The organism is Microbispora bryophytorum (genome assembly GCF_043197435.1).
In the GTDB taxonomy this organism is placed as follows: domain Bacteria; phylum Actinomycetota; class Actinomycetes; order Streptosporangiales; family Streptosporangiaceae; genus Microbispora; species Microbispora bryophytorum.
In genome coordinates, this window is record NZ_JBICTF010000004.1 from 89,796 (window position 1) to 106,566 (window position 16,771).

Here is a 16,771-nt window from a genome sequence, read left to right on the forward strand (position 1 = left end):
CAACCGGGGTGTGCGAGCGTGATCGTTCGAGGAGTCTCTCCCCTGTTCGTCGTCACCTGAGGGGTCTGATGCAGCCGTTTCCCCTGAGCGGGCCGTGGTACCGGATCCAGGCGATCACCGCCCCATCGCGTAGTTCGTCCGCGGAGTGGGACTTCGTCACGGTGCTGCCCGCGGTCCTGTCCGCCGCCCAGCGCAACCGGCCGTTCGTCATCGGCTGGCTGTCGCGGGGTTCGGGTGCGCCGCTGGAGCTCATCACCAACGCGGGACCGCTCACGCCGCCCAAGCCGCCGAAGCGCGCGGCCACCACGCCGGAGCCGCCGGTCACCGGCCCGCAGCCGCTGCTGTTCCCCGGCGGCGCGCGCGGCGTGGAGATCGGCGACGAGTGGCTGGCCGACCTCGCCGACCTCGTCTGGACGCCGTGCCCCGGCCGGCAGGCCCCGCCGCTCTACGGCAGGCGCGAGCCGGAGCCCGACGAGACCAAACGGCCCACGCTGTTCGAGTCGACGCTGGTCACGCTCATGTCCCGGCCGTTCGCGTGGGTGGTGGTCGCCGAGCCGACCGACCTGCTCGACGCCGAGGTGGCCCACCTGCGCACCCAGCTCAACGTGCTGCGCCAGTATGGCGACGCCTCGGAGCGCTCGCGCTTCGACGCCGAGCGGGCCGAGCGCAGGATGCAGGAGCTGGATGCCTTCCGCGAGGCCGGCCTGTGGAACGTCCGGGTGCTCGCCGGCGCGGCCGGCCCCGACGAGCTGCGCCAGATCGCTCCGGTGCTGGTCGGCTCGGTGGAGATGAGCCACCACCCCTACCGGCTGCGCAGCGCGATGTCGCTGCCCGCCCTGACCGGCGACGGCACTTGCGAGTCGGTATACGGCTTCAACGAGGCGCTGGCCGTCAACCTGCAGGACTCAGCCGACGGCGCGGCGGCGCCGTTCGCGGCGACGGCCGGGGCGCTCGCCGCGCTCGCCGGGCTGCCGCGCCGTGAGGTGCCGGGTGTCCGGGTGCTCGACGCGGGCTTCTTCGACGTGACGAGCGAGACGGAGGTCGAGGGCTCGGCGGAGACCGTCGACCTCGGCGCGATCGTCGACGGGCAGGACCGCGCCGTCGGGATGTTCCGGGTGCCGCTGGCCACGCTGAACCGCCACGCCTTCGTCACCGGCGCCACCGGCTCGGGCAAGTCGCAGACCGTGCGTCACCTGCTTGAGCAGCTCACCAAGGCGGGCATCCCGTGGCTGGCGATCGAGCCGGCCAAGTCGGAGTACGCCGCGATGGCCGGCCGGGTCGAGCACCTGGCGCCGCTGACCGTCATCAACCCCTCGGCGCCCGACAACGTGCCGATCAGCATCAACCCGCTCGCGCCCGAGCCCGGCTACCCCGTGCAGGCCCACATCGACATGGTCAGGGCGCTGTTCATGGCGGCGTTCGACGCCGAGGAGCCGTTCCCGCAGATCATGTCGCTGGCGTTGCAGCGCGTCTACGAGGCCAACGGCTGGGACGTGGTCACCGGGGGCGGCATCCCGGGGGCCGCCGTGCAGCCGGCCGTGCCGACCCTGGAGCAGCTCCAGCAGCACGCGCTGGAGGTCATCCAGGAGATCGGGTACGGCAACGAGGTCCAGGCCGACGTCGAGGGCTTCATCAGCCTGCGCCTGCGCAGCCTGCGCGTCGGCAGCGCGGGCCGGTTCTTCGAGGGCGGCCACCCGGCCGACATCGGCGGCCTGCTCCAGCGCAACGTCGTGCTCGCGATCGAGGACGTGGCCAACGACGAGGACAAGGCGTTCCTCATGGGCACGCTCATCATCCGCATCGTGGAGCACCTGCGGATGCGCGCCCGCTCGGAACCGCGGGGCGAGGACGGCGCGGGCGGCCTGCGGCACGTCATCGTCATCGAGGAGGCCCACCGGCTGCTGCGCGACCGGGGCTCCCAGCGGGCCTCCACGCACGCCGTCGAGCTGCTGGCCGGGATGCTCGCCGAGATCAGGGCGTACGGCGAGGGCATCATCGTGGCCGAGCAGATCCCCACCAAGCTCGTCTCCGACGTGGTGAAGAACACCGCGCTGAAGGTCGTGCACCGGCTTCCGGCCGAGGACGACCGCGCGCTCGTCGGCGCGGCGATGAACCTGAGCGAGGACCAGTCGCGCCAGGTGGTGTCGCTCCAGCCGGGCTTCGCCGCGGTGTTCGCCGACGGCATGGACCGCCCGTTGCGCGTCCAGGTGCCGCTGGGCGAGGACCGCGAACGCGAGACGCTCGGCCCGGTGCCGCCGATCTGCGGGCGCCGTTCGGCCGCCTGCGGGCGCGAGTGCCGCACGGGGAAGGCGTGCACGCTGGTCGAGCTGCGCGAGGCCGACCTGCTCGCGGTGGCCCCGGAGTGGGCGTGGCTGCGGATCTGGACCGACACGGTCGTCCTGGCGTTCGTGACGAACCGGTCGCTGCCGGGCGTGCCGCGCGTGCTCGCCGACATCTGGGCGGAGCTGCCGGCCAAGCGGCGCGAGTGCCTGCTGGCCACGCTGGCCGAGCGGTCGGTCGCGCGCCGCGCCTGGTCGCTGCGGACGTGGTTCGACCCCGCGCTGCTCACCGAGAAGGCCGCCGAGGTCGCCGCCGGGCTGCTCGCGGCGGGCCAGGCGGACGGCGGGGAGAGCGAGCCGCCGATGCGGGCGGGCGAGCGGCCGGGCGCGGCCTGGGTGATCCCGCAGGTCCGCTGGCTGCACGAGGTGGACCGGCTGTTCCCGTTCGGCCATCCCGCGCCCAACCTGCGCAGCCCGGCCCCGGCGATGGAGTATCCGCTGTTCGGCACCGACCCGGCCGGTCGGCCGTACCCGCATCAGGGGGTCAACGGCGCCGAGCCGGCCGAGGGCGGGGTCGCGGTCGGCGTGCGCACCGAGCTGCTCGGCCACCGCGCCAAGGCGCTGCGCCACCACCCGCTGTCGATGGAGGTGGACCGCAACCGGGCCCTGGCCTGGCGGGTCATCCTGGGCGACGACGAGCACGAGGGCATCCAGCGCGACGTGACGACGGTCGCCATCGGGGTCGAGCCGCGCGAACGGGTCAAATACGTGGCCCAGACGATGAGCGCGGGCTGGCTGGAGACCGTGTTGTCCTGGCCGCGCCGGTTCGTCCTGCCGTTCGACGGCGACACTCCCGCGGAGCTGTCCTTCGGATCGTGATCCCACCCCTCTCACCCCCCTCCGGAAGGGAGCCCGAGAGCCGATGTCGAACAGCCGTCTGCGGCGACTCACGTCCCAACTCACCTGGCACTGGGAGCACCAGCTACGGCCACGCCTGTCCGGCCTCACCGACGCCGAATACCTGTGGGAGCCGGCGGAGGGATGCTGGTCGATTCGCGCGCGGCCCGACGGCGCCTCCGCACTGGACTGGGCGTTTCCGGCGCCCGACCCGGCGCCGCTGACCACCATCGCCTGGCGGCTGGCGCACATCGGCCAGACGCTGGCGCAGCGGGCCGACTTCCACTTCGGAGACGGCACGCTGACGATGGATCGGATCCGGTGGCCGGGGCCGACCGCGGCCGAGGGGCTGGCCTGGTTGGACAGCGCGTACGCCGACTGGACCGACGGCCTCGCCGCGGCGGACGACAGCATGCTGGGGCGGCGCAGCGACGGTCCACCGGGAACGCTCGACGGCCGCTTCCCCTTCGCCGACGTGATCTTGCATGTGAACCGGGAAATCATCCACCACGGGGCCGAGGTCGCGCTGCTCCGCGACCTCTACCGCGCCCAGCGGCCCGGTTCTCACGCAACGGCATAGGGCGGCCGGAAGTCGCCGGTGAGACGACCGGCGCGGGGCCACGGCGGGCACCGCTACGTCGGCGCAGGCTCCGGGCGCGGTTAGGATCTCGGCATGAGTCAGCTTCCGTTGCGGGCGCAGCTCGCCAGCGCCCTGGGCCGCACGGCCGCGACGCTGTCCAGGGCCACCGGGCGTGGCGACGGCTCGGTGATCGGCGGCAGGGTCGGCCTCATGCTGGAGCCCGACCTGCTGCGCAAGCTCGCGGCCGACCGCAAGCTCGTCCTGGTCAGCGCCACGAACGGCAAGACCACGACGACGCGTCTGATCACCTCGGCGCTGCAGGAGTTCGGCGACGTGGCGACGAACGCCTTCGGCGCCAACATGCCCGCCGGGCACGTGTCGGCGCTCGCCTCCAACAAGGATGCGCCGTACGGCGTGCTGGAGGTCGACGAGAAGTACCTCCCCGAGGTCCTCGACACGACCGACGCCGGCATCCTCTGCCTCATGAACCTGAGCCGCGACCAGATGGACCGGGCGGCCGAGATCTGGCTGCTGGCCCAGAAGTGGCGCCGCGCCCTCGCCGGCAGGCCCGTGCACGTGATCGCCAACTGCGACGACCCGCTGGTCACCTGGGGCGCGTCCACCGCCGCCCGGGTCACCTGGGTGGCGGCGGGCCAGCGCTGGCGCGAGGACTCCTGGTGCTGCCCCGAGTGCGGCGGCCCGCTCGACCGCTCCGGGTTCGGCAACGGCGGTCAGGGCCTCACCGCGGCCCAGATGGCCGACACCAACTGGGCGTGCCGCGAGTGCACCTTCCGCCGGCCCGAGCCCAACTGGGTGCTCGACGGCGAGTACGTGACCGATCCCCGGGGCCAGCACTGGCGCCTGGACATCCAGCTTCCCGGCCAGGCCAACCGGGCGAACGCCGCCATGGCGCTGGCGGTCGCCGAGACCCTCGGCCTCGACCCCGCCCGGGCGCTGCCCAGACTGCGTACGGTCACCTCCGTCGCCGGGCGCTACACGACCGTCGAGCGGGACGGCCGGTCGCTGCGGCTGCTGCTGGCCAAGAACCCGGCCGGCTGGCTGGAGGCGTTCGACGTCGCCGACCCGGCGCTGCCGATCATCCTGTCGGTGAACGCGCAGGGGCCGGACGGCCGCGACACCTCCTGGCTGTGGGACGTCGACTACCGCATCCTGCGGGGCAGGCCCGTGCTCGTCACCGGCGAGCGCCGCCTCGACCTCGCGCTGCGGCTGACCGTGGCCGGGGTCCCCTTCCAGCTCTGCGACTCGTTCGAGCAGGCGGTGGGCCTCCTCGCACCCGGCAAGATCGACGTGATCGCCAACTACACCGCGTTCCAGCAGATCCGAGCGGAGTTCGGCCGTGCAGTCTGAATTGTCCATCGTCTGGATCTATCCCGACCTCCTCAGCACGTACGGGGACCAGGGCAACGTCCTGGTGCTGGAGCAGCGGGCCCAGGCCCGGGGCATCCAGACCAGGACCGTCCACGTACGGTCGTCCGACCCCGTGCCGCAGCAGGGCGACGTCTACCTGATCGGCGGCGGCGAGGACCGGCCGCAGATCCTCGGGGCCGAGCGGCTGCGCCGGGACGGCGGCCTGCAGGCCGCGATCCAGCGCGGTGCGGCCCTTCTGGCGGTCTGCGCCGGCTACCAGATCATGGGCACGGTGTTCGGCGGCGAGGAAGGGCAGCCGGTGCCCGGCATCGGGCTGCTGGACATCAGCTCGGGGCGGGGCGAGCGGCGCGCGGTCGGCGAGCTGGCCGCCGACGTGGACCCCGCGCTGGGGCTGCCCACGCTGACGGGCTTCGAGAACCACATGGGCGTGACCAGGCTCGGCCCCGGCGTGCGCCCGCTGTCGCGGACCCTGACCGGCATCGGCAACGGCGACGGCACGGAGGGCTGCTACGCGGGCCGTGTCATCGGCACCTACCTGCACGGGCCGGCGCTCGCCCGCAACCCCGCGCTGGCCGACCTGCTGCTGAGCTGGGTGACCGGACCGCTGCCCCCGATCGACGACGGCTGGTATCAGGCGCTGCGCGACGAGCGCCTGCGGGCGGTGCTGCCGAACTGACCAGGCGGTAGGTCCCGGCCGGTCAGTAGATCAACGCCTGCACGCCCTCGCCCAGGGCCTCCTCGACGAACGTGGGGGCCCCGGCGATGCGCACGCCGTCGATCACGTCGTCCACGGTGATGCCCCGGCGGGCGGCGCACTGGGTGCACAGCGTGACCCTGCCCGCGACGAGCACGGCGTCGAGCAGGTCCTCCAGCGGGGCGGCCTCGGCCAGGGCGAACTCCTTGGCCCGTCCCGGCAGCGCGAACCACGAGGATTCGCCGGTCAGCCACAGGGAGACCGGGACACCGCTCGCCAGTGCGGACGCCGCGACCGTGAAGGCCTGGTTGCAACGCTCCGGGGCGTCCGCCCCGGCCGTGACCTTGATGACCAGTGATCGTGCCATGCTGCGAGCCTAGTCCGCCGGGGTCGCCGGTGTGCCGCCGCGTGCCGTACAAGTTGGGCAATCGGGGCATGCCGCGTGTGGTGCGAGGGGCCGCTCGCGCGCCTCTAAGCTCGTCTCCATGGACGTACATCCCGACCTCGAGCCGATCGCCTTCCTCCTGGGCCGCTGGGAGGGGGCCGGGGTGATCGGCTATCCCACCATGGAGAGCGCCAACTTCGGCCAGGAGATCGTCTTCGGGCACAACGGGAAGCCGTTCCTGACCTATCAGAGCCGCACGTGGCTGCTCGACGCCGAGGGCGCCAAGGTCCGGCCTCTGTCCACGGAGACGGGGTTCTGGCGGATTCAGCCCGAGCGCCAGATCGAGGTGTGCCTCGCGCATCCGACCGGCATCGTGGAGATCTACCTGGGAGAGGTCGTCTTCCACAAGATCGAGCTGCGTACGGACGTGGTCGCGCGGACCACGACGGCCAAGGACTACAACGCGGGGCACCGGCTCTACGGCCTGGTCAACGGCAACCTCATGTACGCCTACGACATGGCGGCGATGGGGCACCCGCTGCAGTCGCACGCCTCGGCGGAGCTCAAGCGGGCCGGCGACTTCGACGAGTAGGAGAAAAGAAAGAACCCCGGGCTCGCTCCGCCTCCTGTGAGGCGGGCCGGCTGGACCATGGCCGTGACGCAAGTCGCGGCCGCCGGCTGCCCGGGGTTCCGGTGTCTGTCGAGGATTCGCCGGGACGTCGTACGACATCCAGACGGAAGGTCCAGATGGACGAGTCCTAGCGGACAGCCACCTCGCTAGCCCAAGAATGATCAACCATTGTCTGGACCACCTCCCTTCTGCGTGCCTTCACGCTATGCGAGCACCCCGCGCGCGGGCAAACGATTAATGCGATGAACTTCGCGCCCCTCCCGCGACAGCCGGGGAGCCTCCCGGCGGCGACGGTGAGGGGCCGACGAAGGGCGTGTTCCGGCGGGCACGACTTACACTCTGGGCATGGCCGAGACTTGGCACGAGGAGCTGCGGGCCCGCGGCTACCGGATCACTCCCCAGCGGCAGCTCGTGCTGGAAGCGGTCACCGAGCTGGGGCACGCCACGCCCGAGGACATCTGCTGCCGCGTGCAGCAGACGGCCAGAGGCGTCAACATCTCGACCGTCTACCGGACCCTTGAGCTCCTGGAGGAGCTTGGGCTGGTCACGCACACGCATCTCGGCCACGGCGCTCCCACCTATCACCTCGCCTCCGAGGCCGACCACGTCCACCTCGTCTGCCGGGGGTGCGGCGAGGTCACCGAGGTGGCCCCCCAAATGGTGGACGGCCTCGTCTCGGCCCTCGACGCGGAACTAGGTTTCGCCACCGATGTCCGCCATCTAACCGTCTTCGGGCATTGTCACAAATGCAGAGTTTGAGTATTATTGCTCGTTTTGTCGTTCGGGGCCGGTAGCGTGACGAGAGGCGCACCACGCCGATTCGTCAGGAGATGAGGGTGACCGTTCCCGCGGAGGCCGCCAAGCGGCGCATAGTTGACCTTTTTCTGTCCAGCGAGGAGCGGCTGCTCCAACGGTGGACTCAATTGTCCGGAGCGTCTTCCGACGAACTCCGTGATCTCTATCAGGCGTTGCACGCCGCGCTCAGCGGAGAGGACGCAGACTTCGCCGACGCACGCGGGCTGCTCGCCGAGCTTTCCCGCGTCCGCGTCCGGCAGGGGCACACGCCGTCCGACACCGCGCGGCTCGTGTTCTCGCTCAAGGAGGCGTTGTACGAGGTGGCCGAGGCCGACGGCGGCTCGGACGCGTTGCGCGGGTTCGTATGGTTCTCCCGGCTCGTCGACGACCTCGGCCTGTACACCTTCGAGACCTACACCTCCGCCCGCGAGCGGATCATCTTCGACCAGGCCGAGCAGCTGCTCGAGTTGTCGACGCCGGTGGTGAAGCTGTGGGAGGGCATCGTCGCCGTGCCGCTCGTCGGCACGCTCGACTCGGCCCGCGCCCAGGTCGTCATGGAGAAGCTGCTCCAGACCCTGGTCGACACCGGCTCGGAGCAGGCGGTCATCGACATCACCGGCGTGCCGGCCGTGGACACGCAGGTCGCCCAGCATCTGCTCAAGACCGTCGTGGCGGCCCGCCTGATGGGCGCGGAGTGCGTCATCTCCGGCATCCGCCCGCAGATCGCGCACACGATCGTCACGCTGGGCATCGAATTCGGCGACATCGTCACCAAGGCGTCGCTGGCCGACGCCCTCGCGTACGCCCTCGGACGGAGCGGCGTGGAGATCACGCGCGGCGCGCCGACGCGGGTCGCGGTCAGGGCGGAGCGCGCCTGATGGAACGTGTGCCGATTCTCAAGCTCGGCGACATCCTGATCGTCTCGATCCAGGTCGACCTGGACGACCAGAGCGTGCTGGCCCTGCAGGAGGACCTGGCGGACACGGTGGTCTCCTCGGGTGCGCGAGGCGTCATCATCGACATCACGGCCGTCGAGATCGTCGACTCGTTCATCGGTCGCATGTTCTCCACGATCGCCGCGATGACCCGCATGCTCGACGCCGAGACCGTGGTGGTCGGCATGCGCCCCGCGGTGGCGATCACGCTGGTCGAGCTGGGACTGTCGCTCGGCGGCGTGCGCACGGCCCTCAACCTGGAGAAGGGCGTCGCGATGCTGCAGCACGTCAGGGGCGCCGAGGGGTGAGCGCGCCCCGGGAGCTGCCCATCGCCACCAACGGCGACGTCGTGGTCGTACGTCAGCAGGTCAGAGGGCTCGCGGCCGAGATGGGGCTCTCTCTGGTCGACCAGACGAAGATCGTGACCGCCGCCAGCGAACTCGCCAGGAACGCCCTCGTGCACGCCGGGGGAGGACGGGTGCTGATCGAGGTGTTGGAGGGCGGGCGTCGGCCGGGCCTGCGGCTCGTCTTCACGGACGAGGGGCCGGGCATCCCGGACGTCGAGCAGGCGCTGACCGAGGGCTGGAGCACCGCCGGAGGGCTGGGACTCGGGCTGACGGGATCGCGGCGGCTCGTGGACGAGTTCGACCTCGTCTCCGCGCCCGGCGAGGGCACCCGCGTGACGGTGACCAAGTGGGCCCGGTGACATGACGATGACGCACCGGTACGAGGACGTGTGGGTGTCCACCGCCGACCCGAGCGTGATCGGCGCGGTGCGCAGGGCGGCGGTCGCGCTGGCCACGGCCTCCGGGTTCGACCAGAACCGCACCGGTCAGGTCGCGGTGGCGGTGACCGAGGCGGTCTCGAACCTGGTCAAGCACGCGGTGGGGGGTGCCGTGCTCGTACGCCACCACCTGGAGCGCCCGGGCACGGTCGAACTCGTGGCCGTCGACAGGGGCCCCGGAATCGCCGACCTCGGCCGCGCCCTGCGGGACGGCTACTCCACCTCGGGCACGCTCGGCATCGGCCTCGGCGCGATCGCCCGCATGGCCACGGGCTGGGACGTCTACTCGGTGCCCGGCAGGGGAACCGTGCTGGTCCTGCACTTCACCGCGGACGGCCTGCCCGGCCCGCCGCTGCGGGTGAGCGGGCTGCGCCGCCCCATCGGCGAGGAGAGCGTGTGCGGCGACGCCTTCGCCTTCTCCGACGACGGCGACGCGGTCAGCATCCTGGTCTGCGACGGGCTCGGCCACGGCGACCTCGCCGCGCACGCCTCCCGCGAGGCCGTGCGGATCTTCATGGAGGATCCGCACGCCCTTCCGGCCTCCGCTCTCGAACGCGTGCACCGGGGGCTGGGCCACACGCGGGGCGGGGCGGTCGCGGTGGTGCGGGTCGGCCGTGAGAGCGTCACGTTCGCCGGGCTGGGCAACATCTCGGGCTGGATCGCGCACGCCGAAGGCCGCCAGGGAATGATCTCGCTGCCCGGCATCGCCGGGCACAAGGGCAGGCGCCCCCAGCAGTACGAGTACGCGCTGCCGCCGCATGCCACGGTGGTGCTCCACTCCGACGGTCTCACCGACCGTTGGCACCCCGCCTCCTTCCCCGGGCTGTTCGCCCATTCCCCGGCCGTGGTGGGCGCGACCCTGCTGCGCGACGTGGGCAGCCGCAGGGACGATGCCTGCGTCGTAACCGTCAAACAGGGGCAGTGATGGGCGAGGTGCTCACCCGCGCGGAGATCTGCAGCGACCAGGACGTCTTCGCCGTACGGCAACTGGGCCGCCGGATCGCCGAACTCGTCGGGCTTGAATCCCAGGATCAGATCCGGGTGGCGACGGCGCTGAGCGAGATCGGCCGTGAGGCGCTGGGGCGGGGCGCCGGGAGCACCGTCGTCTTCGACCTGCGTGAGGATCGGCTGGTCATCACGGTGGACTATCTCGACGGCGCCGACCTGCGGGAGAGCGAGGGCCTGAAGCTGGCCGGTCGTCTGGTCGACGAGATCGCGCTGTCGGCCGGGGACAGACGCGTCACGCTGGTGAAGCGGGTGCCCGAGCACCGCAGGCGGCGGTCGCTCGACGGCATCCGCGCGGAGCTGGCCCGTCTCTCGCCTCCCACGGCGGCCCTGGACGTGCTGCGTGAGCAGAACAGGGAGCTGGCCGGCACCCTGGAGGAGGTGCTCCGGCTCAACGCGGAGCTGACCGAGACCAACCAGGGCGTGCTGGCGCTGTACAACCAGCTGTCGGACGAGCTGGAGGAGACCAACCGCGGTGTCGTGGCGCTCTACGCCGAGCTGGACGAGAAGTCGTCCCAGCTCCGGCAGGCCGCCGAGGCCAGGCAGCGGTTCTGGGCCAACGTGAGCCACGAGCTGCGGCTGCCGCTGAACTCGATCATCGGCCTGGTCCGGCTGCTGCTCGGCTCGGGCGCGGAACCGCTCACCGGGGAGCAGCACCACCAGGTCACCCTCATCGGCGCCTCCGCGGAGACCCTGCTGGCGCTCGTGGGAGAGCTGCTCGACCTGGCCAAGGCCGAGTCCGGGCGGCTGGACCCGCAGCCGTCGATGGTGGACGTGGTCGCCCTGGCCGAGGGACTGCGCATGACGCTCCAGCCCGCCGGCCGGGCCGACGGGGTCACGCTGTCGGCCCACGTGTCGGCCGACGTGTCGGACGAGATCGGCGAGATGTTCGTCGACGAGACCATGCTGACCACCATCCTGCGCAACCTGCTGTCGAACGCGCTGAAGTTCACCGAGCAGGGGGAGGTGCGGCTGACGGCCACCGTGGACCCCGCGATGGCCGAGGTCGTCTTCACCGTCGCCGACACCGGCGTGGGCATTCCCCCCGAGCACCTGGAGCGCGTCTTCGAGGAGTTCTTCCAGGTGCCCGGGCCGCTCCAGCTCAGGACGAAGGGCACCGGCCTCGGCCTGCCGTACGCCCGGAGGCTGACGGAGGCGATCGGCGGCACGCTGGAACTGGCGAGCAGGCCGGGCGAGGGCACCACGGCGACGCTGCGGGTGCCGCACCGGATGGTCACCCCGGAGGTGGGCCGGGTGCTCGTGGCCGACGACGACGCGGGCTTCCGTGCGGTGGCCCGGCGGATGCTCTTCGGCTTCGCGGCCGCGGTGGACGAGGCGGCCGACGGAGTCGAGGCCCTCAACCTGATGCGCGAGCGACCGCCGGACGTGGTCCTGGTCGACCTCCTCATGCCGCGCCTGGACGGCACGGCGCTGCTGCACAGGATGGCCGAGGACGACGTCCTGTGCGGGATCCCGGCGGTCGTCGTGTCGGTGGTGTCCGAGCAGCCGGGAGAGCCTCATCCGGTGCTGCCGAAGCACGGACTGCGCAGGGACCAGCTTCTGGAGGCGCTCCGGGAGGCCGTACGCGACAGGGCCGTACGCGACAGGGCCGGGAGCGTGGAGGGTGGCAGGGGTGGAGCTCATGATTGACGACGCGGCGACGGTCCTGGTCGTGGACGACATCCCCACCAAGCGCTACATCCTGGCGAGCTGGTTGCGCCGTGGCGGGCATCGGGTCGTCGAGGCCGGCGGAGGCGAGGAGGCGCTGGCCGTCGTCGGCGTGCTCAAGCCCGACCTCGTCATCCTCGACGTACGGATGCCCGACGTGGGCGGCATCGAGGTGTGCGAGAAGATCAAGGCGAATCCGGAGACCGCCTCGATTCCGGTGATCCAGGTGTCCGGCAACGCCGTCACCCCGGCCGACCGCGCCGAGGGGCTGGAACGCGGAGCCGACGCGTACCTGTCGGAGCCGATCCAGCCCGACGAGTTCGCCGCGACGGTGCGGGCGACCCTGCGGTACTACCGGGCGCGGCAGCGTGCCGAGCGGATGGCGGTCAGGCTGAGCGAGCTGGCCGAGATCACGCTGGAGATGAACCAGGCGGAGGACTTCGAACGGCTCCTGTCGGCGGCCGCCGAGGGCTGCTCCCGCCTGCTGGAGCGCTACTCGCGGGTGCTGGCGATCCCGCCGGACGGACGGCTGCGCAGGTTCTCCGCCCGGCCCGGGGAGCACGCGGTGGCACGGCCGGTCCATCCCGACACCCTGGAGCGGCTGAGCACCATCTCCATCGGGGAGTCCCCCGGGGTGAGGACGTTCGAGATCGACAACGCGACCTGGGCCCGTGTGGTCCCCGACAGCGACGTCGTCGCGCACGTGTCCGGCATGCTGTGCCGTACGAAGGCGGGCCGGCCGCCGGTGTTCCTCGGGGTGGAGACGGGCTCGCCGCTCGACGGCGCGGAGCTGAGCCTGCTGCGGCAGCTCGGCCAGGCGCTGGCGCTGGCGGTCGACGCGGCCCGCGCCTACGCCGAGGAGCACACGATCTCGCTCACGTTGCAGCGCAGCCTGCTGCCCGCCGAGATCCCCCTAGTTCCCGGCCTGCGGATCAGCGTGCGCTACCAGCCGGCGGTGGACAACGTGGAGGTGGGCGGCGACTTCTACGAGGTCCTGCCCCTCGGCGATCGGGTCCTGGTCGCGCTCGGCGACGTGCAGGGCCACTCGCTCTACGCCGCCACCGTGATGGCGGAGCTGCGCTACGCGCTGCGGGCGTCGGTGATCGACGTCGTCGACCCCGCCGGCTCGATGAGCCTCCTCAACGCCGTCCTGCGGCGCTACCACCCCGGCATGACGGCGACCGTCTGCCTGATACTGATAAATCCCGCGACGGGGGAGAGCGAGATCGTCAACGCCGGGCACATCCCGCCGCTGCTGGCCGGGAAGGGGGCGGCCTACCACCGGTTCGGCAACCTGCTGCTCGGGGTGGCCGACGAGGTCTACCGGGTGGACCGGCTCCGGCTGCCCGAGGACGCCACCGTGCTGATGTTCACCGACGGGTTGATCGAGGACCGCGACAAACTGCTCGACGAGAGTCTGGAGATCGCCCGGCAGCAGGCCGAGGACGTGACCGACGATCTGGAGGGCTTCTGCGACCGGCTGATCGCCACCTTCGGCGCCCGCGAGGACGACGTGGCGGTGGTCGCCGTCCGTCGCGTGCCGTTCTGAGGTCGTCCACAGGCCGGGCGTCGTCCACAGGCCGGGGCGTTGTCCACAGGTACGCCTGCCGCCGCCACGCCGACCGTGCGGGACCGAATAGCCTTGACGGCATGCGGAGCCCTTTGCTTGACACATCCGGCGCGGTAGCCGCGCAGGCGCCGGACGAGACGGTCGCGGCCCACTACGGCGATCCCTATGCCGAGCAGCGTGCGCTGGCCGGCGGGCGGGCGCTGGTCGACCGGAGCAACCGCGAGGTCGTGCGGATCACCGGGCCCGACCGGCTGAGCTGGCTCAACGACCTCAGCTCGCAGAAGCTCGACACGCTCCAGCCGGGCACGCCCACCCAGACCCTGCTGCTCGACCCGCAGGGCCGCGTCGAGCACCACCTCGCGCTCGTGGACGACGGCGAGGCCGTGTGGGCCCACGTGGAGCCGGGCACCTCGGCCGAGCTGGTCGCCTTCCTGGAGAAGATGCGGTTCATGCTGCGTGTCGAGGTCGCCGACGTCACCTCGGACTACGCGGTGGTCTCCCTCGCCCCGCCTTCTCCGGACGGGGGCGCCGAGGCGCTCGGCGCGACCGTGGAAGGAGCCGTCGCGATCGGCGGCGACCTGCTCGTGCCGCGCGAGCGGCTGGGCGGCCTTCCGGACGCGCTGGGCCTGCGCCCCGCCGGTCTGTGGGCCTACGAGGCGCTGCGCATCGCCGCGCACGTGCCCAGGCTCGGGTTCGAGACCGACCACAAGGCGATCCCTCACGAGATCGGCTGGATCGACGTGGCCGTGCACATGACCAAGGGATGCTACCGGGGCCAGGAGACGGTCGCCCGGGTGCACAACCTCGGCCACCCACCCCGCCGCCTGGTCTTCCTGCACCTCGACGGCAGCGTGGACGAGCTGCCCCCGCATGGCGCGCCGGTGACCCTCGGCGTCGGCACGCCGGTCGAGGCCGAGCCGGAGGCCGCCGTGGAGGGCTCCGCCCAGCCCGGGCAGATCGGCTTCGTGGGCTCGTCGGCCCGTCACTACGAGCTGGGCCCGATCGCCCTCGCGATCGTGAAGCGTACGGTGCCGGTGGACATCGATCTGCTGGCCGGCGGTGTGGCGGCGACCCAGGAGATCGTGGTGCCGCCGGACGCCGGGCGCAACGTGAAGATCGACCCCGCCCTCCGCCGCCGCATCCGCTAGGGATCTGTCAGCGGGGGCCCACCACCTACGGGTGCACAGGTGGTGGGCTCGCCCACCACCTACGGGTACACAGGGCCGCGAGCACGGCGCCCGCCGTGTTGAGGATCACGTCGTCCACGGAGCTCACCCGCCCGAGCCGCAGGCCGTACTGGAGAATTTCGACGCCGAGCGAGGCGGTGGCCGAGACGGCGGCCACCGCCGCGGGCGAGGCGAAGCGCGCGGAGCGGACCGGGAGCATCGCGCCGAGCGCGGCGAAGACCAGAAGGTTGCCGCCGATCTGCACGACCGCCGCTCCCGTTGACAACCGCGCGACCTGGCCCGCCAGGTCCACCAGGGGAACGACGTGTACGCCCTCCTCCGTTCCCGGCGTGAGGATCATCCAGATCCAGGGTGCGGTCCCGGTCACCATGACCACGTCGGCGACGGCGGTGCGCAGGGGAGCGGGATGTCCACGGCGGGCGCGGTGGGGGGTGAGGAGCACGACGGCGAGAGCGGCCACGGGAACGGCGCAGACGGTCGTGACGATGACATATAACCAGGTGCTCCACGCCTCCCGCATCCGATCATGATGGCAGGCCGGGGGAGACCGTGACGGTCAGACGTCCAGGACGAGGGTGATCGGGCCGTCGTTGGTGAGGGTGACCTTCATGTCGGCGCCGAAGACGCCCGTCTCCACCTGCGCGCCGAGTGCCCGGAGCTCGGCCACCACGGCCTCCACGAGAGGCTCGGCCACCGGGCCGGGCGCGGCGGCCTGCCAGGTGGGTCTGCGGCCCCTGCGGGCGTCGCCGTACAGGGTGAACTGGCTGATCACCAGCAGCGGCGCGCCGATGTCGGAGCAGGACTTCTCGCCGTGCAGGATGCGCAGTCCCCACAGCTTGGCGGCGAGTCTGGCCGCCTCGGCGCGCCCGTCGGTGTGGGTGACGCCCACGAGCACGAGCAGGCCGGGTTCGTCGACGGCGCCGACGACCTGACCCTCCACCACAACGGACGCGGAGCTGACCCGCTGTACGACCGCACGCATGGCCCCGAATTCTGCCACGTCCTGGGCCTTCGTAGACTGCCCGTCATGTCGGAGATGGTCGTCGAGGTGGTCCGGTCGGGGTTCGTCGAGTCGGTGCACCGTGCGCGTGTGCACGTGATCGGGGCGGACGGCGCGCCGGTTCTGGTGTGCGGGGACACATCGAGCCTGGCGTCGCCGCGTTCGGCCGTGAAGCCGCTGCAGGCGCTCGCGATGGTGCGGGCGGGCCTGCCGCTCGAAGACGAACTGCTCGCGCTCGCCGCCGCGAGCCACAGCGGCGAGCCCTTCCACATCGACGGCGTACGGAAGATCCTCGCGGGCGCGGGGCTGGACGAGACCTCGCTGCGCTGCCCGGAGGACCTGCCCCTCGACGAGGAGGAGCGCCGCCGGGTCCTGCGGGAGCACGGCGACGCCCGCCGGATCCTGATGAACTGCTCGGGCAAGCACGCCGCGATGCTCGCGACCTGCGCGGTCAACGGCTGGCCGGTCGACGACTACCGCCATCCCGGCCACCCGCTGCAGCGGGCCATCCGCGCGACGGTGGAGGAGCTCACCGGCGAGCGGGTCGCGGCGACCGGCGTGGACGGCTGCGGCGCGCCGCTGTTCTTCGTCTCGATGGCGGGGGTGACGCGTGCCTTCCGCGCCCTCACGCTCGCCCCGGCCGGCACGCCGGAGCGGCGCGTCGCCGACGCGATGCGCGCGCATCCCGAGTGGACGAGCGGCACGACCCGGGCGGAGAACCTGCTGATGCGGGCCGTTCCGGGGCTGCTGGTGAAGTCGGGCGCGGAGGCGTTCGACGCCTTCGCCGACGCCGAGGGCCGGGCCGGCGCGGTGAAGATCGTGGACGGCGGCGGCCGGGCCCGCGTGCCGGTCACCGTCGCCGCCCTGCGCGCCGCCGGGATCGACGCCCCGGAGCTGGCCGGGCTGGCCACCGCCCCCCTGTTCGGCGGCGGGGTCCCGGTCGGCGAGGTCCGCGTCCGTCCCGCCTGACCG

The 16,771-nt window shown here is 72.2% G+C and carries 17 protein-coding genes; 14 read left to right on the forward strand and 3 right to left on the reverse strand.

The features are described from left to right. The first annotated feature begins 68 nt into the window (after positions 1–68). From ACGFIB_RS13895 to ACGFIB_RS13910, 4 genes are all read left to right on the forward strand, one after another. Positions 69–3,158 (forward strand): ATP-binding protein, encoded by a 3,090-nt coding sequence (locus ACGFIB_RS13895; protein ID WP_357251415.1) that lies wholly within the window; start codon positions 69–71, stop codon positions 3,156–3,158. Positions 3,159–3,201: 43 nt separating this feature from the next. Then, on the forward strand, positions 3,202–3,756 hold the full coding sequence (locus ACGFIB_RS13900) for a DinB family protein (RefSeq protein WP_393371689.1): 555 nt from the start codon (positions 3,202–3,204) through the stop codon (positions 3,754–3,756). Positions 3,757–3,849: 93 nt separating this feature from the next. Next, positions 3,850–5,124 (forward strand): MurT ligase domain-containing protein, encoded by a 1,275-nt coding sequence (locus tag ACGFIB_RS13905; RefSeq protein WP_142574382.1) that lies wholly within the window; start codon positions 3,850–3,852, stop codon positions 5,122–5,124. Next, positions 5,114–5,821 carry a type 1 glutamine amidotransferase gene (locus ACGFIB_RS13910; protein WP_357251421.1) on the forward strand — a complete coding sequence of 236 codons (708 nt, stop codon included), beginning with the start codon at positions 5,114–5,116 and terminating at the stop codon, positions 5,819–5,821. Before ACGFIB_RS13905 ends, ACGFIB_RS13910 begins: the two co-directional genes overlap by 11 nt. A 22-nt stretch (positions 5,822–5,843) precedes the next feature. Here the strand turns inward: ACGFIB_RS13910 and ACGFIB_RS13915 are convergent, their stop codons facing one another. Then, positions 5,844–6,206, reverse strand: a complete 363-nt coding sequence (locus ACGFIB_RS13915; RefSeq protein ID WP_142574384.1) for a DsrE family protein — start codon at positions 6,204–6,206, stop codon at positions 5,844–5,846. A 118-nt stretch (positions 6,207–6,324) separates the two neighbouring features. Between ACGFIB_RS13915 and ACGFIB_RS13920 the strand changes: the two genes are divergently transcribed. The 9 genes from ACGFIB_RS13920 to ygfZ all read left to right on the forward strand — a co-directional run bounded on the left by ACGFIB_RS13920 (position 6,325) and on the right by ygfZ (position 14,760). Continuing rightward, a complete protein-coding gene (locus ACGFIB_RS13920; RefSeq protein WP_357251424.1) occupies positions 6,325–6,816 on the forward strand; it encodes an FABP family protein in 492 nt (163 codons plus the stop codon). Between the two features lie 384 nt (positions 6,817–7,200). Beyond that, on the forward strand, positions 7,201–7,614 hold the full coding sequence (locus ACGFIB_RS13925) for a Fur family transcriptional regulator (RefSeq protein WP_357027618.1): 414 nt from the start codon (positions 7,201–7,203) through the stop codon (positions 7,612–7,614). Positions 7,615–7,691: 77 nt separating this feature from the next. After that, positions 7,692–8,528, forward strand: coding sequence for an STAS domain-containing protein (locus tag ACGFIB_RS13930; RefSeq protein ID WP_357251427.1), 837 nt, complete (start codon positions 7,692–7,694; stop codon positions 8,526–8,528). Beyond that, complete coding sequence (locus tag ACGFIB_RS13935; RefSeq protein ID WP_191054977.1) at positions 8,528–8,893, forward strand: STAS domain-containing protein; 366 nt, start codon at positions 8,528–8,530, stop codon at positions 8,891–8,893. Before ACGFIB_RS13930 ends, ACGFIB_RS13935 begins: the two co-directional genes overlap by 1 nt. Further along, positions 8,890–9,291, forward strand: coding sequence for an anti-sigma regulatory factor (locus tag ACGFIB_RS13940; protein ID WP_142574388.1), 402 nt, complete (start codon positions 8,890–8,892; stop codon positions 9,289–9,291). The genes ACGFIB_RS13935 and ACGFIB_RS13940 overlap by 4 nt, the downstream gene beginning before the upstream one ends. A gap of 1 nt (position 9,292) precedes the next feature. Beyond that, positions 9,293–10,294 carry an ATP-binding protein gene (locus tag ACGFIB_RS13945; RefSeq protein ID WP_357251432.1) on the forward strand — a complete coding sequence of 334 codons (1,002 nt, stop codon included), beginning with the start codon at positions 9,293–9,295 and terminating at the stop codon, positions 10,292–10,294. Beyond that, positions 10,294–12,024 carry an ATP-binding response regulator gene (locus ACGFIB_RS13950; protein WP_393371697.1) on the forward strand — a complete coding sequence of 577 codons (1,731 nt, stop codon included), beginning with the start codon at positions 10,294–10,296 and terminating at the stop codon, positions 12,022–12,024. Before ACGFIB_RS13945 ends, ACGFIB_RS13950 begins: the two co-directional genes overlap by 1 nt. Next, positions 12,017–13,591: a SpoIIE family protein phosphatase gene (locus ACGFIB_RS13955; protein WP_393372776.1), complete on the forward strand. Its 1,575-nt coding sequence runs from the start codon at positions 12,017–12,019 to the stop codon at positions 13,589–13,591. Before ACGFIB_RS13950 ends, ACGFIB_RS13955 begins: the two co-directional genes overlap by 8 nt. Before the next feature lie 101 nt (positions 13,592–13,692). Next, complete coding sequence (gene ygfZ, locus ACGFIB_RS13960) at positions 13,693–14,760, forward strand: CAF17-like 4Fe-4S cluster assembly/insertion protein YgfZ (RefSeq protein WP_357264623.1); 1,068 nt, start codon at positions 13,693–13,695, stop codon at positions 14,758–14,760. 25 nt (positions 14,761–14,785) lie between these two features. On the opposite strand, the gene ACGFIB_RS13965 is transcribed toward ygfZ, so the two are convergent. Together ACGFIB_RS13965 and dtd are read right to left on the reverse strand one after the other, a co-directional pair. Further along, positions 14,786–15,319, reverse strand: coding sequence for a VanZ family protein (locus ACGFIB_RS13965; RefSeq protein ID WP_393371701.1), 534 nt, complete (start codon positions 15,317–15,319; stop codon positions 14,786–14,788). Between the two features lie 36 nt (positions 15,320–15,355). Continuing rightward, positions 15,356–15,781 (reverse strand): D-aminoacyl-tRNA deacylase, encoded by a 426-nt coding sequence (gene dtd / locus ACGFIB_RS13970; protein ID WP_142574393.1) that lies wholly within the window; start codon positions 15,779–15,781, stop codon positions 15,356–15,358. Between the two features lie 45 nt (positions 15,782–15,826). On the opposite strand from dtd, the gene ACGFIB_RS13975 reads away from it, so the two are divergent. Continuing rightward, on the forward strand, positions 15,827–16,768 hold the full coding sequence (locus ACGFIB_RS13975; RefSeq protein WP_393371703.1) for an asparaginase: 942 nt from the start codon (positions 15,827–15,829) through the stop codon (positions 16,766–16,768). Positions 16,769–16,771: the final 3 nt, after the last annotated feature.